The following is a 19,794-nucleotide window of genomic DNA, read 5'->3' as shown; positions in this document are numbered from 1 at the left end:
CGTGCCCGAGTTTTTCCTGAAGTCCTTCCTCACCCTCTTCGTGGTCATGGACCCGGTGGGCCTGGTGCCGGTGTTTTTGGCCCTAGCCGGGGACCGCTCCCCCAAGGAGCAGGCCCGCATCGCCCGCAAGGCGGTCCTGGTGGCGGGGGGGCTTCTCACCTTCTTCTTCTTTTTCGGCCGGGGGCTTCTGGGCTACCTGGGCATCAGCCTGGACGCCCTGCGGGTGGCCGGGGGTATCCTCCTTTTCCGCATCGCCACGGAGATGGTCTTCGCCCACCACGAGCGGGAGACGGAGGAGGAGGCCAAGGAGGCCTTGGAGCGGGCGGACATCTCCGTCTTTCCCCTGGCCATCCCCCTCATCGCCGGGCCCGGGGCCTTGGCCAGCGTGCTGGTCCTGGGGGCGGAGGCCACGCGGGTGCCCCTGGGGGTGGGGGTGGTCCTCCTCACGGCCTTTTTGGTCCTGGCCCTGGCCTACCTCTTCCTGCGGGCGGCCATCCGGGTGCGCCGGGCCCTAGGGCGCACGGGGGTCAACGTGGTGACCCGGGTCCTGGGCATCCTCCTCGCCGCCTTGGCGGTGCAGTACGTGGCCCAGGGGGTCAAGGGCCTTCTTTAGGCCCGCGGCCCACCCCATCCTGGGCTCAGCCCTAGACCCCGGGGCGCTCCAGGAGGAGCCGGGCGTGGGAGAGGGCGGCCTCGGTGTACTGGCCGGAGAGGAGGCGGGCCAGTTCCCGCACCCTGGCCTCCCCCTCCAGGACTTCCACCCGCACCTCCTCCCCCTCCTTCACCACCTTCAGGTGGCGGTGGGCCCGGGCGGCGATCTGGGGCAGGTGGGTGACCACCAGAACCTGCCGGGTCTGGGCCAGGCGGGCCAGGCGCTCGGCCACCTTCCAGGCGGTCTCCCCGCCGATGCCGGTGTCCACCTCGTCAAAGACCACGGTGGGGGCCTCGGCCCCCGTGAGGAGGGCCAGGGCCAGGGCGATGCGGGAAAGCTCCCCGCCGCTGGCCGCCGCGAGGGGGGCGGGGGGGAGGTGGGGGTTGGCGGAGAAGCGGAAGGCCACCTCCTCGAGGCCAAAGGGCCCCGGCTCCGGGAGGGGCTTGAGGTCTACCTGGAAGCGGGCCTTGGGAAAGCCGAGCTCGGAAAGCTCCCGTTCCATCCCCGCCACAAGCTCCCGCGCCGCCTTGGCCCGGGCTTCCCTTAGGGCCTCCCCGGCGAGGAGGAGGGCCTCTCCGGCCTCGGCCAGCTCCCGGGCCACCTCCTGAAGCCGGGCCTCCCCGCCCTCCAGGGTGGAAAGCTCCCTCCTTGCCCTTTCCCCATGGGCCAGGACGTCCTCCAGGGTGGGCCCGTACTTGCGCTTGAGGCGCTCCAGGAGGGAGAGGCGGGCTTCCAGGGCCAGGAGGCGCTCTGGGTCCCCCTCCAGGCCCTCCAGGTAGTCCGCAAGCTCCCGGGCCACGGCCTGGGCCCCCTGGAGGGCGGTCTCCAGGTCCTGGGCTAGGGCCTCCAGGGCCCGGTCAAACCGCCCCCCGGCCCTGACCTCCCTGAGGGCGGCCTCCAGGGGTTCCAAGGCCCCCTCCTCCAGGAGGCTGTAGGCCCGGGAGGCCCGCTCCCTCAGGGCCTCCAGGTGGCGGAGCTTCCTGGCCTCCTGCAGAAGCTCCTCGTCCTCCCCCGGGCGGGGCTTGGCCTCGGCGATCTCCTTCAGCTGGAAGCGGAGCAGGTCCTCCCGCTCGGCCTTGGCCCTCAAGGCCTCTTCCAGGGCTTCCTTTTCCCCCTTCAGGGCCTGGTGGCGGGCGTAGGCCTCCTGGTAGCGGGCGAGGAGCGCAGGGTCCAGGAGGGCGTCCAGAAGCTCCCTCTGCCGCCTGGGGGAGAGGAGGGCGAGGGCGGCGTGCTGGGCGTGGAGGGAGAGCCACCGTTCCCCTTCCTCCTGGAGCTCCTTGAGGCTCACCACCTCCCCGTCAATCCGGGGGGTGGAGCGGCTTCCCACCCTCCGGGAGAGGACCCGCTCCCCCTCCCCCTGGAAGAAGGCGGTGACCAGGAGGCTCTCCCCAAAGGGCCCCACCCTCCCCTCGGGCTTCTCCCCCAGGAGGAGGGCCAGGGCGTCCACCAGGAGGCTCTTTCCTGCCCCGGTTTCCCCGGTGAGGACGTTGAGGCCCGGGGCGAGCTCCAGGGCGGCCTCCCGGATGACGGCGAGGTTTCTCACCTCGAGGCGCTGGAGCATCCCCCTTATTTTAGGGGAGGCCTCAGGGCATGGGGTGGGCCAGGGCGAGCCGCCGGACCTCCTCCCTCAGGGCCTCCGAGGGGCCTTCCGTGAGGGCCCGGTCTATGAGCTCGGCGATGAGGGGTATCTCCTCGGGGGTGAAGCCCCGGGTGGTGATGGCCGGGGTGCCGATGCGGATCCCCGAGGTGACCCGGGGGGGCTTGGGGTCAAAGGGGATGGCGTTCTTGTTCACCGTGATCCCCACCCGGTCCAGGCGCTCCTCCGCCTCTTTGCCCGTGAGGTCCTTGGGGCGCAGGTCCAAAAGGAAGAGGTGGTTGTCCGTTCCTCCGGTGACCACGCGGTAGCCCCTCTTGCCGAGCGCCTCCGCCAGCCGCTTGGCGTTTTCCACCACCAGACGGCTATACTCCTTGAACTCGGGCTGCATGGCCTCAAAGAAGGCCACCGCCTTCCCGGCGATGACGTGCTCCAGGGGCCCTCCCTGGATTCCCGGGAAGATGAGCTTGTCTATTTTTTTGCCGAGCTCCGGGTCCTGGGAGAGGATGAGGCCGCCCCGGGGGCCCCTCAGGGTCTTGTGGGTGGTGCTGGTGACCACGTGGGCGAAGGGGACGGGGTTGGGGTGGAGCCCGGCCGCCACGAGCCCGGCGAAGTGGGCCATGTCCACCACCAAATAGGCCCCCACCTCCTCGGCGATCTCCCGGAAGGCCTTAAAGTCCCAGAAGCGGGGGTAGGCGCTGGCCCCGGCCACGATGACCCTGGGGCGGTGCTCCAGGGCCAGGCGGCGCACCTCCTCCAGGTCTATGAGTTCCGTGTCCGGGCGGACCCCGTAGGAGACCACCTTGTAGAGCTTTCCGGAGAAGTTCACCCGGGAGCCGTGGGTGAGGTGCCCTCCGGCGGCCAGGTCCATGCCCAGGAGGGTGTCCCCGGGCTCCATGAGGGCCATGTAGACGGCCATGTTGGCCTGGGAGCCGGAGTGGGGCTGGACGTTGGCCCAGGCGGCCCCGAAAAGCCCTTTGGCCCGCTCTATGGCCAGGGACTCCACCTGGTCAATGACCTCGCACCCCCCGTAGTACCGGGCCCCGGGGTAGCCCTCGGCGTACTTGTTGGTGAGGACGCTCCCCACCGCCTCCCGCACCTGCTTGGATACGAAGTTCTCGCTGGCGATGAGCTCCAGGCCTTCCCGCTGGCGCTTCTCCTCCAGGGCGATGAGGGCAAAGAGGGCCTCGTCCCTTAGGCTCGTGCCGACCATGGTCCGATTATAGGCCCTGGACCCCAAGGGGCTGGTAAGCTTAGGCCATGAAGGCGAATGCCTGGACCGTTCTCAAGTGGGCGGCCCTCGTTACCCTCTTGGTCCTCCTCCTGGCCATCCTCCTCATCAACTTCACCACGAGCCGCGACCTCCCCGAGCTGGTGCGGGTCCAGGTGGAGCGGTATGCGGTGTGCAGCTACTGGTTCTTCGGCTGGCACCTGGCCTCCACCGGGGCCTTCGCCTTCGCCTTTTTGCTGGTGGGCTTCCTGGGCGGGTTGGTGCTTGGCCTTTTCCTGAGGCGAAACGCCCCGCCGCGGGCCTAAAGCTCCAAGACCAGCTTCTCCCCTTCCACGGGAACCCCGGCGGGGTAGCGCCCGTTGAAGCAGGCCAGGCAGACGGGCCCCCCGATGGCCCGCCTCACCCCCTCCTCGGAGAGGAAGGCCAGGGAGTCGGCCCCGATGTAGGCCCGGATCTCCTCCACGCTCTTCTGGGCGGCGATGAGCTCCTTGCGGGCGGCGGTGTCTATGCCGTAGTAGCAGGGGAAGCGGATGGGGGGGCTACTGACGCGGAAGTGGACCTCGAGGGCCCCCGCCTCCTTCAGCATCCCCACGATGCGGCGGCTGGTGGTGCCCCGCACGATGGAGTCGTCCACCAGGACCACCCGCTTGCCCTTCACCGCCCCCGTGGGGGAGAGCTTGAGCCTGGTCTTCAGGTCGCGGAGCTCCTGGGTGGGCTGGATGAAGGTGCGCCCGGCGTAGGGGTTCTTGTAGAGGCCGAACTCCAGGGGAAGCCCGCTGGCCTTGGCGTAGCCCACGGCGGCCCCGATGCCCGAGTCCGGCACGGGGACCACGAGGTCGGCCTCGGCGGGGGCCTCCCGGAAGAGCTCCACCCCCATCCGCACCCGGGCCTCGTAGGCCTCGGTGCCGTCCAGGACGCTGTCGGGCCGGGCGAAGTAGATCCACTCAAAGGCGCAAGGGGTGGGGCTTGGGGGGAGGACCTGGAGGCTTTTGACTTCCCCCTCCTCCACCCAGACCACCTCCCCGGGGCGCACCTCCCGCAGGTACTCCGCCCCCATGAGGCTTAGGGCCGGGGGCTCGGAGGCGAAGGCGTAGCCCCAGGGGGCCCGGCCGAGGACCAGGGGCCTCACCCCGTGGGGGTCCCGGAGGGCGAGGAGGGTCTTGCGGTCCATGAGGAGGATGGAGTACCCCCCCTCCAGCCCCTGCATGGCCTCGGCAGCGGCCTCGGGGAGGGGGAGGTGGCCCAGGCGGGCCAGGAGGAGGAGCATGACCTCGGTGTCCGAGGTGCTCTGGAAGGTGGCCCCCTCCCGGAGGAGACGGTCCCTTAGGGGCTTGGCGTTCACGAAGTTGCCGTTGTGGGCGATGGCCAGGACCCCGTGGGCGGTGCGGGCGGTGAGGGGCTGGGCGTTGATGCGCAGGTTGGAGCCCGTGGTGGAGTAGCGGGTGTGGGCGATGCCCAGGTGGACCTCCGGGAGGCGGAGCCTCCCCAGGCGCTCCTCGGTGAAGACCTGGTTCACCAGGCCTAGGTCCTTCTCCACCAGGAACTCCCGGCCGTCGGTGACGGCCATGCCGGCGGCCTCCTGGCCCCGGTGCTGCAGGGCGAGAAGCCCCAGGTGCAGAAGCCCCGCCACGTCCAGGGGGCTTTCGCTCCAAAGCCCGAGGACCCCGCACTCCTCCTGGGGCTTATCCATCCAAGACCTCCCTGAGGGGCGCTTTCCAGGCGGAAAGCAGTTCCTCCAGGCCCCACTCTAGCACCCCCTTGGGGGTGAGGACCGTGAGGGTCTTCCCCCCGGTCTCCCCCAGGATGCGGTAGGGAAGGCCCCGCTCCTCCAAAAGAAGCGTGGCCTCCTGGAGGCGGGTCTTGTCCACGGTGAAGAGGATGCGGCTTGGCGCCTCGCCGAAGAGGGCCCTTAGGCTCCCCCCCCGCATCTCCACCGTGGCCCCCACCCCGTAGGGGAAGGTCATCTCCGCCAGGGCCACCAGGAGCCCTCCTTCCGCCACGTTGTGGGCGGTGCGGGTGAGGCCTCTTTGGATGAGCTCCCGGATGGCTTCCTGCACCGCCTTTTCCCGCCCGAGGTCCAGCCTGGGGGGGTGGCCCGCCTCGAGGCCCGTGAGGACGTAGAGGACCTCGCTCGCCCCAAGCTCCCCCTCCTCCTCCCCGAGGAGGAGGAGGACCTCTCCCGGGCGCCTAAAGCCCATCTCCGCCCGCTTGTCCACCTCCAGGACCCCCACCACCCCCACCATGGCCGTGGGGGGGATGCGCCTTCCCGAGGCCTCGTTGTAGAGGGAGACGTTCCCCGAGACCACGGGGATGCCCAGGGCCTCGCTGGCCTCCCTGAGGCCCGCGATGGTCTCCTGGAGCTCGTGGTAGCCCTCGGGGGTCTCCGGGCTTGCCAGGTTGAGGCCGTCGGTGTAGGCTAAAGGCCTCGCCCCCACCACGCTTACGTTCCGGCAGGCCTCCGCCAGGGCGTGCATGGCCCCGAGGCGGGGATGGAGGCGGCTATACCGGGGGTTCTGGTCCACCTTGGCGGCCACGCCCAGGCGGGTTCCCTTGATCCAGAGGACGGCGGCGTCCCCCTTGCCGGGGAGGAGGGCGGTGCGGGTCCCCACCTGGTGGTCGTAGCGCTCGTAGACCGCCTCCCGGCTCGCCAGGTTGGGGGAGGCCAGGAGCCTCAGGAGGGCCTCCCGGGGGTCGGCCTCCAGGGGGGGAAGGGGGGTTTCCCGGAGCCTCCGCACCTCCGGGTCCTCCCGCCCAAGGCGCACGTAGGTGGGGGCCTCGGCCAGGGCCTCGGTGGGGACCTCGGCCACCACCTCTTTCCGGAAGAGGACGCGGAAGACCCTTTCCGGGATGGTCCTGGCCACGGGCACGCAGTCCAGGCCCCACCTGCGGAAGACCTCCTCCAAGGCCCCTTCCTTCCCCTCCCTGGGCACCAGGACCATGCGCTCCTGGCTTTCCGAAAGGAGGAGCTCCTCGGGGCGCATCCCCTCTTCCCGGGTGGGGACGAGGTCCAGGTTAAGCTCCACCCCGAGGCCCGACTTGTGGGCAAGCTCGGCGAGGCTACTGGTGAGCCCCGCCGCCCCCATGTCCTGGACGCCCTCCACCAGGTCCAGCTCTATGGCCTCGAGGGTGGCCTCCATGAGGAGCTTGCCGAGGAAGGGGTCCCCCACCTGCACCGCCGGGCGGTCCTCCTCCTTTTCCTCCCGAAGCTCCCGGCTTGCGAAGGCCGCCCCACCGATGCCGTCCCGGCCCGTCTTGGCCCCGGCGTAGTAGATGGGGCGGCCCAGGGAGGCCCGGCTCTTCTTCAGGTGCTCCTCCCTCAGGAGGCCCAGGCACATGGCGTTCACCAGGGGGTTTTCCCGGTAGCCCTCGTGGAAGTAGAGGTCCCCGCCCACCGTGGGCACCCCGATGGCGTTGCCGTAAAAGGCGATGCCCGAGACCACCCCCTTGAGGAGGTAGCGGCTTTTGGGGTCCTCCGGAGGGCCGAAGCGCAGGGAGTCCAGGAGGGCGATGGGGCGGGCCCCCATGCTCATGATGTCCCGGAGGATTCCCCCCACCCCCGTGGCCGCCCCCTGGAAGGGTTCCACCGCCGAGGGGTGGTTGTGGCTCTCGATCTTGAAGGCCACGGCCCACCCTTCGCCCACCCGCACCACGCCGGCGTTCTCCCCCGGGCCCTGGAGGACCGCTTCCCCCTCCTTGGGAAGCTCCTTTAGGAGAGGGCGGGAGTTCTTGTAGGCGCAGTGCTCGCTCCACATGACCTTGAAGAGGAGGAGTTCCACCCTGCCTGGCTCCCGCCCAAGCCGCCTTACCATCTCCCGGTACTCCTCCGGGGGGATCCCCATCTCCTTGGCTAGGGCTTCCATCACGTGAGGAGGGAGAGAAGCTCCCGGTGGTCCTTCACCTTGGCCGTGGGCCTCACCTCCCCGTTCACCTCCCTCAGGCCCACGTACTGGACCGCCCAGGGATAGCCCGCCCCGAAGGCCCCCTTGATGTCCGTCTGGGGCAGGTCCCCCACGTGGAGGGCCTCCTCGGGGGCGACCCCCAGGGCCTCCAGGGCCACGCGGAAGGCCTCGGGCTTCGGCTTCACGTGGCCGGTCTCGTCGGAGAAGCTAAAGGCCTGGAAGACGTCCAGGCCCTGCCGCTTGAGGTGCTCCCTGAGAAGGCGGCCCGGGGTCATGCCGGTGTCGGAGACCAGGGCCAGAGGGTACTTCTTGGCGAGCTCCTTCAGGGCCTCCACCCCGGGGAGGGGCTCGAGGGGGGCGAGGAGGGAGGTTTCCTCCAGGCGCCTTGCGGTGAGGGCGATGAGGCCCGGGTCGTGGGGGGCGCCGAGGAGGGCGAAGATGCGGGCCACCCGCTCGTAGACCGGCATGTGCTCCCCCGCCTTCCAGGCCTCCTCAAAGGCCAAGGAGGCCTGGCGGTAGGCCTCCCGCACCTCGGCCTCCTCCGCCGGGTGCCCGGCCTCGGAGAGGGCGTCCAAAAGGACCTCGTACCGGGCGGGCATGACCTTTTCCAAAAACGCCTCCCCCTCGGTGAAGAGGGTGCCCCAGAAGTCAAAGGTGATGGCTTTCGGCTTCATCGGACCACCTCCCTGACGAGCCCCAGGAAGAAGGGAAGCCCGTCGGTGTTCCCCAAGACCTCGTCCACGGCCCGTTCGGGGTGGGGCATCAGGCCGAGGACGTTCCCCGCTTCGTTCACGATCCCCGCGATGTCGTGGAGGCTCCCGTTGGGGTTGTAGTCGGCCTCCCCCTTTAGGGGCGCATAGCGGAAGACCACGAGGCCTTCCCCTTCCAGGCGCTCCAGGGTCTTGGGGTCGGCGTAGTAGCGTCCCTCGGCGTGGGCGATGGGGAGCCTCAGGACCTGGCCCTTCCGGTAGAGGCGGGTGAAGGGGAGGTCGTCCCGCTCCACCCGCACCCCCACCTCCTTGCAGGTGAAGTGGAGGTTGAGGTTGGCGAGCAAAGCCCCCGGCAGGAGCCCCGCCTCGGTGAGGACCTGGAAGCCGTTGCAGACCCCCACCACGTACCGCCCCTCCCGGGCGAAGCGGCGCACGGCCTCCATCACCGGGCTCTTGGCGGCGAGGGCCCCCGCCCTCAGGTAGTCCCCGTAGCTGAACCCCCCGGGGAGGAAGACCCCGTCAAAGCCCCGGAGGTCCCGCTCCGTGTGCCAGACGAACACCGCCTGGACCCCCGCCTTCTCCAGGGCGAAGCGGGCGTCCTCGTCGCAGTTTGCGCCCGGGAAGCGGACGATGGCCCACCTCATGGGAGCTCCTTGAGGCTTTCCAAGGCGTAGACCTCCATCACCGGGTTGGCGAGGAGCTGGCCGAAGGCCTTGGCCTTCTCCTCGGCCTCGAGGAGGCTTTCCGCCCGGAAGACGATCTCCAGCACCTTCCCCACCCGCACCCCCTCCACCGGGTGGCCGAGGTCCCGAAGCACCCCCTCCACCGCCCGGCCCTGGGGGTCCAGGATCCCGTCCTTGAGCTCAATCAAAAGGGTGGCCTGGTAGCGAGGCATAGGTTACCCTACTGGGGGCCCGAGAGGACCCTCTTCAGCACTTCCTGGTAGGCCTCCTCCACGCCGCCTAGGTCCTTGCGGAAGCGGTCCTTGTCCAAAGGCTCCCCCCTTTCGTCCCAAAGGCGCATGGTGTCGGGGCTGATCTCGTCGGCGAGGAGGATCTCCCCGTCCTCCTTCCCGAACTCCAGCTTGAAGTCCACGAGTTCCAGGCCCCTCTTGGCGAAGAAGGCCTGGAGGAGCTCCCCCACCCGGAGCGTGGTGGCCTTCACCGCACCCAGCTCCTCCTCCGTGGCGAGCTCCAGGGCCAGGACGGCGTTCTCGCAGATCAAGGGGTCCCCCAGGGCGTCGTTTTTGAGGGAGAACTCCAGAAGGGGCATCTTCAGCGGGGTCCCCTCCTTTAGGCCGTAGCGCCGGGCGAAGCTCCCCGCCGCCCTAAAGCGCAGGATCACCTCCAGGGGGAGGATGGCCACCCGCCTCACCCGCATCTCCCGCTCGGAGACCTCCTCCAGGAAGTGGGTCCTCACCCCGTGGGCCTCGAGGTAGCGGAAGAGGGCCGCCGAGACCTTGTTGTTCACCACGCCCTTGCCGGGGATCACCCCCCGCTTCTTCGCGTTGAAGGCCGTGGCCTCGTCCTTGAAGTAGACCCTTAAGGTGTCCGGGCCTTCCCGGTAGAGCACCTTGGCCTTGCCCTCGTAAAGCTTTTCCATGCCTCTCCTCAAAGGGGCGCAGGGCCCTTTGCCCTCATTGTAGCGGCAGGAGGCGAAGCCGCGTTTTTTCGGGGCCGATCACCGCTAGGGCTCCCCGCTGCAAAGCCTCGGAGAAGCGACTTAAGACTTCCAGCACCTGCGGTAGGGCCTCAGGGGGTTCTGTGTAGGGGAGGCGGAGGAGGATCACGCTAGGTCCCTCCTCTCCTGTGAGGGAGAGGAGGTAGCCGAAGTCCAGATCGGCAGTGAGGACCGTATAGCCCCGCTCCCTGGCCCAAGCGAAGAGAACCTCGTCGGGGGCGTTTTCCGGGCCCACATCGCGCCACCAAATGGCTTCGTACCCCGAGGCCTGGAGGGCTTCCCGCCAGCGCGGGGAGAGGTTCATGTCCACCAGGATCTTCACGGGCTCAAAGCGTGCTCTTCTTCCTCTAGCCTCCAAGCGGCGTAGGCCAAGGCTTCCCGAATGTCCTCAGGGGTAAGCTCCGGGTAGTCCCGGAGGAGGTCCTCGGGACGTTCTCCGTGGGCCAGCCGCCGGAGCAAGGCCGCCACCGTGAGGCGCATCCCCCGGATGGTGGCCTTACCGCCGAAGAGGCGAGGATCGTGGGTGATCCGGCTAAAACGGGGCATGTCCTCATTCTAGAGCCCGAACCGGGCGTAGATGGCGTCCACGTGCCGGAGGAAGGGCTTTGGGTTGAAGAGGGCCCTCAGAGCCTCTCCCTTGAGGGGGTTCTCGGGGTCCTCCTCCAGAAGCTCCAGGAAGCCTTTCTCCTCCTCCCAGCTCCTTAGGGCGTTCCGCTGGACGATGGCGTAGGCCCTGTCCCGGGAGAGGCCACGGGCGATGAGGCCGTTCAGGACCTGTTGGGAGTAGACGAGGCCCCGGGTGAGGTCCAGGTTCCTCTTCAGGTTCTTCTCATAGACCACGAGGCCCTTTAGGATCCCCTTGAGCCGCCTCAGGGCGTAGTGGGCCAGGGTGGTGGCGTCGGGGAGGATGACCCTCTCCACCGAGGAATGGGAGATATCCCGCTCGTGCCAGAGGGCGATGTCCTCCAAGGCGGGCCCTAGGTAGCCCCTTAAGAGCCTCGCCACCCCGGTGAGGTTCTCCAGGCCCACGGGGTTTTTCTTGTGGGGCATGCTGGAGCTTCCCGTCTGGCCTTCTTGGAAGGGCTCCTGGACCTCGAGGACCTCCGTGCGCTGGAGGTGCCTTAGCTCCACCGCCACCCGCTCCAGGTTGCCCCCCAGGATGGCGAGGGCCGCCATGACCTCGGCGTGCCGGTCCCGGGGGACCACCTGGGTGGAGAGGGGCTCGGGGCGGAGGCCGAGCCTAAAGGCCACGTGGGCCTCCACCTCGGGGGGGACGTGGGCGTAGTTGCCCACGGAGCCCGAGAGCATGGCCACGCCGATGGTGCCCTTCGCCCGCCCAAGCCTCTCCTCGTCCCTTTGGAAGGCGGCGAGGAAGGAGAGGAAGCGGAGGCCGAAGCTCGTGGGCTCGGCGTGGACCCCGTGGGTGCGGGCGATGGCGGGGGTGTGCTTGTGGCGGAGGGCGAGGGCCTTGAGGGCCTCCTCTACCCCCTTTAGCTCCTCCAGGATGAGGTCCAGGGCCTCCACCAGGAGGGCGTTCTGCGCCGTGTCCACCACGTCCGAGCTGGTGAGGCCCAGGTGGAGGTAGCGCCCCACCTCCTCGTCTTCCGTCCACTGGGTGAGGGCCCGGGTGAAGGCCACCAGGTCGTGGCGGGTGGTCTCCTCCAGCTCGGCCACCCTCCGGGCGAAGGCCCCGTCCAGGGGCCTCTTCTCCAGCTTTCCCAAAAGCCTTCCCGAGAGGCCCTTCGGCACCTCCCCCAAGGCCTCCCAGGCCTCGAGGGCGTAGGCCTCCACCAGGGCCCACATCCGGTAGCGGCTCTCCTCCGACCAGAGGCGGGCCATCTCCGGCGTCTGGTAGCGGGCGATCATGCCCTTTAGGGTACCAGGGAACGGGCAGGGGTTGGCCAAGGAAGCCTGGAGGAGGGGCCTAGGTACCCCCCCGCGGCTTTCGCCGCGGTGGGGCCCCCCAAAAAAAGTCCCCCCCAGCCCCAGCTTGGGCATCCCATGTTGCGAAACCAAAGTGCAGGCGCTTAGGTGGGGGGTGTATACTTGAGATGGCGGGATGTTTTCCCCCCACTAGGGGGCAGCAGGCCATGAAGACCCTGGGCGAGATCCGGCGCATCCTGGCCCGACACAAGCCGGAGCTTCGGGCACGCTTCGGCGTGGGGGAGCTGGCCATTTTCGGCTCCTACGCCCGGGGGGAGGCCACTCCCTTAAGCGACGTGGACATCCTGGTAGCGCTAGAACGCCCCCTAGGGTGGGAGATCGTGGACCTACGCGATTACCTGGAAGCCTTACTGGGGCTTCCGGTGGACCTGCTCACTGCGGGGGCCTTACGGCGTAAGCCGCACTTGTGGCAGGTGGTGCAAGAGGACTTGGTCTATGTCTAGGCGGGACGCGCGCCTCCTTCTCCGAGATATATTGGAAAGCTTAGAAAAGATTGAGCGCTACACCGCCGGGCTAACCCCGGAACGCTTCGCCCAGGATGACCGCACCGTGGACGCCGTGGTCCGTAACCTAGAAGTCATCGGCGAAGCGGCCCGGCAAATCCCCCTGGAGATTCGGGAGCGCTACCCGGAGGTTCCGTGGCGGCGGGTGATCGGCCTGCGCAACGTTGTGGTGCACGAGTATTTTGCCGTGGACGTGGAAATCCTTTGGACCGTGGTCCGGCAGAGCTTGCCGGATCTAAAGGAGGCGCTACGGCGGATGATGGCGGAGCTAGGGGGAGGGTAGCCTCAGCCGGGTAAGGCGAGGGCGAAGGTTCCCCGAAAGCCCTCCCCCTCCCGCTCCAGGGGAAGGAGGAGGTCCGCCCGGAAGAGGCCGTCTTGGCGGTTGTTCACCCGGGGCATCCCCCTTTCCCAGTAGGGCGGGAGGGCGTAGACCTGGCGCTGGACTTCCTCGGAGAAGAAGAGCTGGGTGGCGAAAACCCGATTTTCTGCCTCCACCCGCAGGTGGAGGTGGGGGGTGCGGCTTGGGTACCACCCGGGGAAGAGGGTGAGGAAGGCCACCCTTCCCTCCCCGTCCGTGCGCCGGAAGCCCCGGCAGAAGACCCCGGGGGCATTCACCCCCGAGTAGCGGCCCAGGGCGTCCGTGTGCCAGAGGTCCACCCGCGCCCCCTTTAGGGGCCTGCAGGCCCGGTCCTGCACCCGGAGAAGGAGGCGCAAAGGCACCCCGGGAAGCCCCTCCCTCAAATCCTCCCGCTCGGGGACCTCCCTGAGGTAGTAGGGGCCTTGGGTGAGGGCCGGGGTGGGGGCGCAGGTCCCTTGTCCCCGGGCCAGGGGGAGGAGGAAAATCCCTAGAAAGGCACGCCGTCTCATTTGCGCCTCAAGAGGAGCTCCACCTCCAGCCGGATGCGGTTTTCCACGCTGAGGAGGATGGGCACCCGGGGCTGGGCGAGCCGGAACTTCTCAAAGGGGAACTCCGTTTTCAAAAAGACCCGCACCTCCTGGCCCAGAAACTCGGCCTCTCCCTCCCAGACCACCTCCTCCGTGGCCTCCCGGAGGGTGAGGTCCCCCACCACCTGGATGGGCACCTTGCCCCGTTGCGGCAAGGGGTTGGGAAGGCCCTTGACCTCCTTGGGGCGGAAGGTGGCGAAGGGGAAGCGGTCGGTCTGCAAGGTGTTCTGGCGCAGGTAGTTGTCCCGCCGGGCCTGGTCGCTTCTGAGCTCCCTCAGGTCCACCGCAAACTCCCCGCCCACCCGCCTGCCTTGGAGCCGGACCTCCCCCCGCACTGCCTTGGTGGTGCCCACGGCGTCAGCGAGGCCCACCTGCAGAAGCTCCTCCCGCACCCGGTAGCGGGCCTCCCCCGAGACCACCTCAAAGGTCTGGGCCAGGGCCGATAGGGCGAAGATCGCCGCCGCGAAGAGCCATCCTCTCATCTTCCACCTCCCTTTGCGCTATGACCAGCATAGCGAAGGGGCATTAGGCCCGGGTTAGAAGCGGTATAGACTAAGGCCATGGTCCGGGCCCTGACCTTTGACGTGGGCAACACCCTGATCCTGGCAAGCCCGCGCTTCTGGCTGCTGCCCTTCCTGGAGGAGCGGGGGCTTAAGCCCCGGCTGGACCCCAGGCGGGCGGCCCTCGAGGCCTTCCGCTTCTACGAGGACCACCACCTCTTGGCCCGGGACCTGGAAGGGGCCCTCGGGCTTTGGCGGGAGTTCCACCGGAGGCTTTTTGTGGGGATGGGCCTCGAGGACCACGCCGAGGCCCTCTCCCAAGAGCTTGTGGCCCACTGGCGAGACCCCCGTTTCTGGCCCCTCGCCCCGGGGGCGGAGGAGACCCTGAAGGCCCTGAAGGCGAAGGGGTACCCCCTGGCCGTGGTCTCCAACTGGGACGCTACCTTGCCCGAGATTCTGGAGGTGGTGGGCCTGAGGCGGTACTTTGACCACCTGGCGGTAAGCGCCCTCTCCGGCTACGCCAAGCCCGACCCCAGGCTCTTCCAGGAGGCCCTCTTGGCCCTCGGGGCCTCCCCGGAGGAGGCGGTGCACGTGGGGGACTCGGAGGCGGACCTCTTGGGGGCGGAGGCCGTGGGGATGAAGGCCCTCCTCTTTGACCCCTTGGGGGAAAACCCCAAGGCCCTTTCCCGCCTCCAGGCGGTGCTAGACTTTCTGCCATGAGCGTCCGGGAGGCCATCTGGGGGGAGAAGGCCGGGGCCATTGAGGAAGCCCTCAAGGAGGTGGACGGGGACCTTTTCCGCTACATCCGGGACTTCGCCTACGAGGAGGTGCTGGCCAGGCCGGGTCTGGACCTGAAGACGCGGGAGCTTCTCGCCATCACCGCTTTGATCGCCTTGGGAAGCCCCAAGGAGCTCGCCACCCACCTGGAAGGTGCCTTGAGGGTGGGGGCCACGGAAAGGGAGGTGCGGGAGGCCATCCTGCAGTCCGCCCTCTTCCTCGGCTTCCCCCGGGCCCTGGCCGCCATGAAGCTCTTCCAGAAGGTGCTCAAGGGCCGTGGTGCTCCTCACGAGGGGAAAGGATAGGGCGCTTCTTGAGAGGCTCGCCGCCCTGGGCCTTAAGGCCGTGGAGGTGGCCCTTTTGGAGCAGGTGGACCTCCCGGGGCTTGCCCTCCTGCCCGAGAGGCTTAGGGAGGGCTGGGACTTCGTGGCCGTGACCTCCAAGGAGGGGGCGAAAAGGCTCCTCCTTGCCTGGGAGGAGGCGGGGCGCCCCTCCCTCCGGGTGGCGGCGGTGGGGGAGGGCACGGGGAAGGTCTTGGCAGAAGGGGGGCTTTTCCCCGCCTTCGTGCCGGAAAGGGCCACGGCCTGGGACCTGGCCCAGGGCTTCCCCGAGGCAAGGAGGGTCCTCTTCGTGGCCGGGGACCTGGCAGGGCGGGACCTGGAGGAGGGGCTTAGGGCGCGGGGGGTGGAGGTGGTGCGAGAGGAGGTCTACGCCACCCGGGAAAGGCCCCTGGCCCCGGAGGAGGTGGCCCTCCTGGCGCGGGCGGAGGTGGTGGCCCTCTTTAGCCCGAGCGGGGCCAGGGCCTACGCCCGCTGGACGGATCGCCGCCCCAAGGCGGCCTGCATCGGCCCGAGCACCGGGCAGGAGGCCAGGCGGCTTGGCTTTCCCATGGTGGAGGCGGAAAGGCCGGGACTGGAGGGCCTCTTCCGGGCCATCCTCCGGGCCCTCGAGGGGTAGGGGCTTCCCTCCCCACCCCCTTGGCGTATACTCTCGGGAGAATATGGCCCTGCCCCTTTACCTGGTGGGCCTTTCCCACAAGACCGCCCCCCTGGAGGTGCGGGAGCGGGCCGCCTTGGACCCGGTGGTGGCCCTCCCCGCCGTTCTTCGCCGCCTGGGCAAGGGGGTGGTCCTTTCCACCTGCAACCGCACGGAGCTCTACGGGGTGGGAAGCCCGGAGAAGGCCCGGGCCCTCCTCCTGGAGCGGGGGGTGGCTCCCCGCCACCTCTACGTGAAGGAGGGCCAGGAGGCCTTGCGCCACCTCTATCGGGTGGCGGCGGGCCTGGACTCCCTGGTGGTGGGGGAGGCCCAGATCCTGGGCCAGGTGCGGGAGGCGCTTTTCCTGGCCAGGAGGCATGAAGCCACGGAGAGCCTTCTGGAGAAGGCCTTCCAGTCGGCCATCGCCCTGGGCAAGAGGGCCCGGAGCGAGACCGGGATCGGGGCGGGGGCGGTGAGCGTGGCCTACGCCGCCTTGGACCTGGTCCTGGCGGTCTACGGGGACCTTTACGGGCTTTCCGTGGCCGTTTTGGGGGCGGGGGAGATGGCGGAGCTCTTCCTCACCCACCTCAAGGCCCACGGGGTGGGTCGGGTCCTGGTGGTGAACCGGACCGAGGAAAGGGCCAAGGTCCTGGCGGAGCGCTTTGGGGGGGAGGCCCACCCCCTTTCCGCCCTGCCCCAGGTGCTGAGGCGGGCGGACGTGGTGGTGGCCTCGGCGGCGGCTCCCCACTACCTGGTGGGCCCCGAGGACCTGCCCAAAAGGCCCAAGCCCATCTTCCTGGTGGACATCGCCCTTCCCCGGAACATTGACCCCCGGGTGGCCCTCCTGCCCCACGCCTACCTTTACAACCTGGACGACCTGGAGCGGGTGGTGGAGAAGAACCGCAAGGCCCGGGAGGGGGAGGTTCCCAAGGTGGAGGCCCTCGTGGAGAAAGCCCTGGCCGACTACCTGGAGTGGTACGCCGGCCACCGGGTGCGGGAGGCCATCCAGGCCCTGCGGGAGAGGCTTTTCCACGAGGTGGCCCGGGAGCTGCCCGAGGCCGACCCCCTCACCTGGCACAAGGAGGCGGGCCGCCGGGCCCACCCCCTGATCCTGGCCCTCAAGGCCCGGGCCCGGCCATGACCCCGGCGAGCCCCCTGGCCCTTCTGGGGGTGGTCCTCCTGGCCCTGGGGCTTTTTTGGCCTCGAGGGGTGGGGTGGGGAGCCCTTTTTTACCTGGGGGCGGCCCTGGCCGATGCCCTCTTCAAGGGGCCCTTTTCCGGGCCCGCCCAGCCTGCCCTCCTCCTTGGGGGGCTTCTCGCCCTGCGGGGGGGGACCCTTCTGGAGAGGCCCTGGCTTGCCCCCCTGAGGCGCTACCTGGTCCTCCTCTCCCTCCTCTTGGGGCTTTTCGCCCTCAAGGCCCTGCCCCACCCCGGGGAGGGCCTCTCTCCCTTCCTCAGCCTCCTGCACGGGGGGGCGTTTCTGGTGGCCTACCTGGCCTTGAGCGTGGGGGTGGGGGCGGGGGTGATGTGCGCCCTGCAGGACCTGCGCTTGCGGCGCACCCCGGAGAAGGCGGTGAGGGGCGCCCCCCTTTGGAGCCTGCGCCGCCTGGAGCGGGGGTACCTCCGGGTGGGGTACCTGGCTGCCACCTTCGGCCTGGGGAGCGGCATGGCCTGGGCCTTCGGCTACTTCGGAAGCCCCTTGAGCTTGGACCCCAAGGAGGTTTCCGTCCTCCTGGGCTGGCTTCTCCTCACCCTTTACTTCCTCCTGGAGGAGAGGCTTCAGGGGCTTCCCCGGGCCGGGCTTCTCCTTCTGGCGTACGGCCTCCTCCTCTTCGCCTTCCTGGGGGCCCCCTTCCTGGGCTCCCGGCACCCCTCGAGGCTGGGGTTTTAGAAAACTCAAGTGGGGATTGACAAAATGTAAAGGATAGCTTTACAATCCTCCCAAAGGGCGGGACATCGGCCTATGCCTCAACAGGCCCGTCCGGCTTGTGGAAGGGGGGTCTTGTGGAAGAGAAGAGGCGTGTCCTGGAAATGCTTCGGTCGGGGGAGATCGGCGTGGAGGAGGCGCTTTCCCTCCTGGAGGCCCTCGAGGAGAGGCCCAAGGGGCTTGCCCGGCTCCTCAGGGTGCGGGTCCACGCCTACGACGAGGGCAAGCCCGTGCGCATCCACGTGAACCTGCCCCTGGCCCTGGCGGAGCTTTTGGAAGGCTTCCTGCCCGAGGGGGCCAAGGCCACCTTGGCGGGGAGGGGGGTGAACCTCAAGGACCTCCTCGGGGCGGTGCGGGAGGGGGTACCCGAGGGGAAGCTGGTGGAGATCGCGGCGGAGGAGGAGGGGAAGCCGGTGGAGATCCTGGTGGAGGTGGTGTGAGACCGAGCCTCCCCCCCTTGCGCCCCAGGTTCCTCTACCTGGTGGTGCGGGGGCCTTTCCCCCGGCCCCTCTTCCTGGCGCTTCCCCTCTTCGCTTTGGAGTGGGGCCTCCTCCTTGCCCTCTTCCTCCTCAAGACCCGGGCCCTTCTTCGGGGGAAGGCCGCCTTGGCGGGGCCCCTGGGGGCGGTCTTTGCCTTTAGAAGGCTTCCTCCCCTGGTGCTTCTGGAGCTTGAGGGGGAGGGGGTGGGGGTGAGGGTGGGGCTATGGTGATCCGGCCCCTTCCTACGCGTTGCCCGGCCTGCGAGGGGCCTTTGGCGGTGAAGGCCCTCTTCTGCCCGGCCTGCGGCACCGAGGTGCACGGGCGCTTCGCCCTGAACGAGTTCGCCCTCCTTTCTCGGGAGCACCTGGACTTTCTGCGGCTTTTCCTCAAGACCCGGGGGAACCTCAAGGAGGTGGAGCGGATCCTGGGGGTGTCCTACCCCACGGTGCGGGCCCGGCTGGACGCCCTCCTCAAGGCCCTGGGCTACGAGGAGGAAAGGGCGGGGGAGGACCGCCTGCGGGTCCTGGAGGCCCTGCGCCGGGGGGAGATCAGCGTGGAGGAGGCGGTGGCGCGGCTTCGGGAAGGGAAAAGCTGAAGGCCGTGCCCTTGCCCACCTGGCTTTCCACCCAGACCTCTCCCCCGTGGGCCTCGAGGATGGCCTTCACGATGGCGAGGCCGAGGCCCGACCCGCCCCTCTCGCGGTCCCGGGCCTTGTCCACCCGGTAGAAGCGCTCAAAGAGGTGGGGGAGGTGCTCCTCAGGGATGCCCTCCCCGTCGTCCTCCACCCGGACCACCGCCTTGTCCCCCAGGTCAAAGGCCCGGAGCCACACGTGCCTGGCCCCGGCCTTAAGGGCGTTGGAGACCAGGTTGGCCATGACCTGGTGAAGCCGGTCCGGGTCCCCCCGCACGTAGAGCTCCTCCGGGGCCTCCACGCGGATCTCCCCTTCAAAGCTCCTGGCGAACTCCTCCCGCACCTCCTCCAGAAGGTCCCGCACCCTGACCGGCACGGGCTCTATGCGCCAGGTGCCGCTTTGGGACAGGTCCAGCAGGTCTGAGACCAGCTTCCCCATGCGCTCCGCCTCCCGCCTCACGATCTCCAGGCTTTCCCGCTGGGCCTCGGTGAGGGGGGTGCGCCGGAGGAGGTAGCCCACGTGCCCCAGGATGGCGGTGACGGGGGTCCTGAGCTCGTGGGAGGCGTCCTGGAGGAAGCGGGTCTGGGCCTCAAAGGCCTTTTGCATGCGGGAAAGCATGCCGTTCAGGGCCCGGACCAAGGCGGCCACCTCGTCCCTGCCTTCGGGCTCGGGGAGGGGCTCGGGGCGCTCGGGCATGGCCTCGGCCCTTCGGGCCACCCACTCCAGGGGCTCCAGGGCCCGGGCCACCAGGCCTCTCGCCAGGAGGAGGGAGAGGAGGAGGACGAGGAGGGCGGTGCCAGCGTAGATGCGGGCGAACTGGTTTAGGGTGGCCTCCAGGTCCTCCGTGGGCTTGCCCACCAGGAGCGCTCCCTTCCACACCGCCCCGGAGAGGTTGACCTCCACCCGGCGGGCGTAGACCAGGAGGCGCAAGGGGCTTCCCTCCCGGGGAAGGGCCACATGGGCCCAGACCTCGCCCTTTTCCAGGAGGGTGCGGTACTGGGCCTCGCCCAAAAGAAGCCGCCCCTGCCCCAGGGCGGGGCTCCTCTGCAGGCTGATTCCCCCTTCCTTGGCCAAAAGGGCGGGGTTCTCCTCGGGGAGAAGCTGCACCTCGGCGTAAAGGCTCGGAGGCAGGCCCGCCTCCAGGAGGGCCTGCCCCCCCAGGTTGAGGAGGCGCACCACCTGGTTGCTGGCCTCCAGGAGCTCGCCCCGGAGGTTCCGGTAGAGGAAGCTTCTAAGAAGGCCTTCCAGGGCGATGCCCAGGGCCAGGAGGGCCACCAGGAGAAGCCCTGCCGTGAGGAGGGTGATGCGGGCCCTGAGGGTCATGGGGGGACCGGCGGCCTAGGCCTG

At 69.1% G+C, this 19,794-nt stretch carries 26 protein-coding genes; 12 read left to right on the top strand and 14 right to left on the bottom strand.

Features of this window, described 5'->3' with window-relative positions:
• Position 1 precedes the first annotated feature (1 nt).
• Positions 2 to 613, top strand: coding sequence for a MarC family protein (locus ACZ5RK_RS00905; protein WP_464909332.1), 612 nt, complete (start codon positions 2 to 4; stop codon positions 611 to 613).
• Positions 614 to 644: 31 nt separating this feature from the next.
• On the opposite strand, the gene ACZ5RK_RS00900 is transcribed toward ACZ5RK_RS00905, so the two are convergent.
• Positions 645 to 2,213: a DNA repair protein RecN gene (locus tag ACZ5RK_RS00900; RefSeq protein ID WP_464909331.1), complete on the bottom strand. Its 1,569-nt coding sequence runs from the start codon at positions 2,211 to 2,213 to the stop codon at positions 645 to 647.
• A gap of 22 nt (positions 2,214 to 2,235) precedes the next feature.
• Positions 2,236 to 3,459: a serine hydroxymethyltransferase gene (gene glyA, locus ACZ5RK_RS00895; protein ID WP_464909330.1), complete on the bottom strand. Its 1,224-nt coding sequence runs from the start codon at positions 3,457 to 3,459 to the stop codon at positions 2,236 to 2,238.
• A gap of 47 nt (positions 3,460 to 3,506) precedes the next feature.
• On the opposite strand from glyA, the gene ACZ5RK_RS00890 reads away from it, so the two are divergent.
• Complete coding sequence (locus ACZ5RK_RS00890) at positions 3,507 to 3,782, top strand: hypothetical protein (RefSeq protein ID WP_054647450.1); 276 nt, start codon at positions 3,507 to 3,509, stop codon at positions 3,780 to 3,782.
• Here ACZ5RK_RS00890 and purF read toward each other — a convergent pair.
• From purF to purB, 9 genes are read right to left on the bottom strand one after another with little or no spacing between them, the layout of a single operon-like run.
• Positions 3,779 to 5,167 (bottom strand): amidophosphoribosyltransferase, encoded by a 1,389-nt coding sequence (purF, locus tag ACZ5RK_RS00885; protein WP_464909329.1) that lies wholly within the window; start codon positions 5,165 to 5,167, stop codon positions 3,779 to 3,781. The two genes, ACZ5RK_RS00890 and purF, sit on opposite strands and share 4 nt — an antisense overlap.
• Complete coding sequence (gene purL / locus ACZ5RK_RS00880) at positions 5,160 to 7,337, bottom strand: phosphoribosylformylglycinamidine synthase subunit PurL (protein WP_464909328.1); 2,178 nt, start codon at positions 7,335 to 7,337, stop codon at positions 5,160 to 5,162. The genes purF and purL overlap by 8 nt, the downstream gene beginning before the upstream one ends.
• Positions 7,337 to 8,050, bottom strand: coding sequence for an HAD family hydrolase (locus ACZ5RK_RS00875; protein ID WP_464909327.1), 714 nt, complete (start codon positions 8,048 to 8,050; stop codon positions 7,337 to 7,339). The genes purL and ACZ5RK_RS00875 overlap by 1 nt, the downstream gene beginning before the upstream one ends.
• Positions 8,047 to 8,730, bottom strand: a complete 684-nt coding sequence (purQ, locus tag ACZ5RK_RS00870) for a phosphoribosylformylglycinamidine synthase subunit PurQ (protein WP_464909326.1) — start codon at positions 8,728 to 8,730, stop codon at positions 8,047 to 8,049. The genes ACZ5RK_RS00875 and purQ overlap by 4 nt, the downstream gene beginning before the upstream one ends.
• A complete protein-coding gene (purS, locus tag ACZ5RK_RS00865) occupies positions 8,727 to 8,981 on the bottom strand; it encodes a phosphoribosylformylglycinamidine synthase subunit PurS (RefSeq protein WP_054647250.1) in 255 nt (84 codons plus the stop codon). The genes purQ and purS overlap by 4 nt, the downstream gene beginning before the upstream one ends.
• Positions 8,982 to 8,989: 8 nt before the next feature.
• Positions 8,990 to 9,688, bottom strand: a complete 699-nt coding sequence (purC, locus tag ACZ5RK_RS00860; protein ID WP_464909325.1) for a phosphoribosylaminoimidazolesuccinocarboxamide synthase — start codon at positions 9,686 to 9,688, stop codon at positions 8,990 to 8,992.
• A 34-nt stretch (positions 9,689 to 9,722) separates the two neighbouring features.
• Positions 9,723 to 10,088 (bottom strand): DUF5615 family PIN-like protein, encoded by a 366-nt coding sequence (locus ACZ5RK_RS00855; protein WP_464909324.1) that lies wholly within the window; start codon positions 10,086 to 10,088, stop codon positions 9,723 to 9,725.
• Entirely contained in the window at positions 10,085 to 10,312 is a 228-nt protein-coding gene (locus ACZ5RK_RS00850) for a DUF433 domain-containing protein (RefSeq protein WP_054647252.1), read from the bottom strand. The genes ACZ5RK_RS00855 and ACZ5RK_RS00850 overlap by 4 nt, the downstream gene beginning before the upstream one ends.
• A gap of 9 nt (positions 10,313 to 10,321) precedes the next feature.
• Positions 10,322 to 11,632, bottom strand: a complete 1,311-nt coding sequence (purB, locus tag ACZ5RK_RS00845; protein ID WP_464909323.1) for an adenylosuccinate lyase — start codon at positions 11,630 to 11,632, stop codon at positions 10,322 to 10,324.
• A gap of 224 nt (positions 11,633 to 11,856) precedes the next feature.
• On the opposite strand from purB, the gene ACZ5RK_RS00840 reads away from it, so the two are divergent.
• Positions 11,857 to 12,153 carry a nucleotidyltransferase family protein gene (locus ACZ5RK_RS00840; protein ID WP_054647253.1) on the top strand — a complete coding sequence of 99 codons (297 nt, stop codon included), beginning with the start codon at positions 11,857 to 11,859 and terminating at the stop codon, positions 12,151 to 12,153.
• Positions 12,146 to 12,496, top strand: a complete 351-nt coding sequence (locus ACZ5RK_RS00835; RefSeq protein WP_054647254.1) for a HepT-like ribonuclease domain-containing protein — start codon at positions 12,146 to 12,148, stop codon at positions 12,494 to 12,496. The genes ACZ5RK_RS00840 and ACZ5RK_RS00835 overlap by 8 nt, the downstream gene beginning before the upstream one ends.
• A gap of 2 nt (positions 12,497 to 12,498) precedes the next feature.
• Here the strand turns inward: ACZ5RK_RS00835 and ACZ5RK_RS00830 are convergent, their stop codons facing one another.
• Together ACZ5RK_RS00830 and ACZ5RK_RS00825 are read right to left on the bottom strand one after the other, a co-directional pair.
• Positions 12,499 to 13,080: an intradiol ring-cleavage dioxygenase gene (locus tag ACZ5RK_RS00830; RefSeq protein ID WP_464909322.1), complete on the bottom strand. Its 582-nt coding sequence runs from the start codon at positions 13,078 to 13,080 to the stop codon at positions 12,499 to 12,501.
• The gene (locus ACZ5RK_RS00825; RefSeq protein ID WP_054647255.1) at positions 13,077 to 13,640 is read right to left on the bottom strand and encodes a YceI family protein; all 564 of its coding nucleotides are present in this window, start codon (positions 13,638 to 13,640) and stop codon (positions 13,077 to 13,079) included. Before ACZ5RK_RS00825 ends, ACZ5RK_RS00830 begins: the two co-directional genes overlap by 4 nt.
• Before the next feature lie 78 nt (positions 13,641 to 13,718).
• Here ACZ5RK_RS00825 and ACZ5RK_RS00820 point away from each other — a divergent pair, with 78 nt between their 5' ends.
• The 8 genes from ACZ5RK_RS00820 to ACZ5RK_RS00785 all read left to right on the top strand — a co-directional run bounded on the left by ACZ5RK_RS00820 (position 13,719) and on the right by ACZ5RK_RS00785 (position 18,410).
• Positions 13,719 to 14,378, top strand: a complete 660-nt coding sequence (locus tag ACZ5RK_RS00820) for an HAD family hydrolase (protein ID WP_054647256.1) — start codon at positions 13,719 to 13,721, stop codon at positions 14,376 to 14,378.
• Positions 14,375 to 14,740, top strand: coding sequence for a carboxymuconolactone decarboxylase family protein (locus tag ACZ5RK_RS00815; RefSeq protein WP_054647257.1), 366 nt, complete (start codon positions 14,375 to 14,377; stop codon positions 14,738 to 14,740). Before ACZ5RK_RS00820 ends, ACZ5RK_RS00815 begins: the two co-directional genes overlap by 4 nt.
• Positions 14,712 to 15,392: a uroporphyrinogen-III synthase gene (locus ACZ5RK_RS00810; protein ID WP_464909321.1), complete on the top strand. Its 681-nt coding sequence runs from the start codon at positions 14,712 to 14,714 to the stop codon at positions 15,390 to 15,392. The genes ACZ5RK_RS00815 and ACZ5RK_RS00810 overlap by 29 nt, the downstream gene beginning before the upstream one ends.
• 43 nt (positions 15,393 to 15,435) lie before the next feature.
• Complete coding sequence (gene hemA / locus ACZ5RK_RS00805) at positions 15,436 to 16,551, top strand: glutamyl-tRNA reductase (protein WP_464909320.1); 1,116 nt, start codon at positions 15,436 to 15,438, stop codon at positions 16,549 to 16,551.
• The gene (gene ccsA, locus ACZ5RK_RS00800) at positions 16,548 to 17,300 is read left to right on the top strand and encodes a cytochrome c biogenesis protein CcsA (RefSeq protein WP_464909319.1); all 753 of its coding nucleotides are present in this window, start codon (positions 16,548 to 16,550) and stop codon (positions 17,298 to 17,300) included. The genes hemA and ccsA overlap by 4 nt, the downstream gene beginning before the upstream one ends.
• Positions 17,301 to 17,413: 113 nt before the next feature.
• Positions 17,414 to 17,776: an SHOCT-like domain-containing protein gene (locus tag ACZ5RK_RS00795; protein ID WP_054647891.1), complete on the top strand. Its 363-nt coding sequence runs from the start codon at positions 17,414 to 17,416 to the stop codon at positions 17,774 to 17,776.
• Positions 17,773 to 18,045 (top strand): hypothetical protein, encoded by a 273-nt coding sequence (locus ACZ5RK_RS00790; protein WP_464909318.1) that lies wholly within the window; start codon positions 17,773 to 17,775, stop codon positions 18,043 to 18,045. The genes ACZ5RK_RS00795 and ACZ5RK_RS00790 overlap by 4 nt, the downstream gene beginning before the upstream one ends.
• Positions 18,039 to 18,410: a DUF2089 family protein gene (locus tag ACZ5RK_RS00785; protein ID WP_464909317.1), complete on the top strand. Its 372-nt coding sequence runs from the start codon at positions 18,039 to 18,041 to the stop codon at positions 18,408 to 18,410. The genes ACZ5RK_RS00790 and ACZ5RK_RS00785 overlap by 7 nt, the downstream gene beginning before the upstream one ends.
• Here the strand turns inward: ACZ5RK_RS00785 and ACZ5RK_RS00780 are convergent.
• Positions 18,364 to 19,770 (bottom strand): sensor histidine kinase, encoded by a 1,407-nt coding sequence (locus ACZ5RK_RS00780; RefSeq protein ID WP_464909316.1) that lies wholly within the window; start codon positions 19,768 to 19,770, stop codon positions 18,364 to 18,366. The two genes, ACZ5RK_RS00785 and ACZ5RK_RS00780, sit on opposite strands and share 47 nt — an antisense overlap.
• Between the last annotated feature and the right edge of the window lie 24 nt (positions 19,771 to 19,794).

The organism is Thermus kawarayensis JCM 12314, from assembly GCF_055393575.1.
The sequence above is the reverse complement of the archived record's forward strand: the minus strand, read 5'-3'. Positions and strand labels throughout refer to the sequence as shown.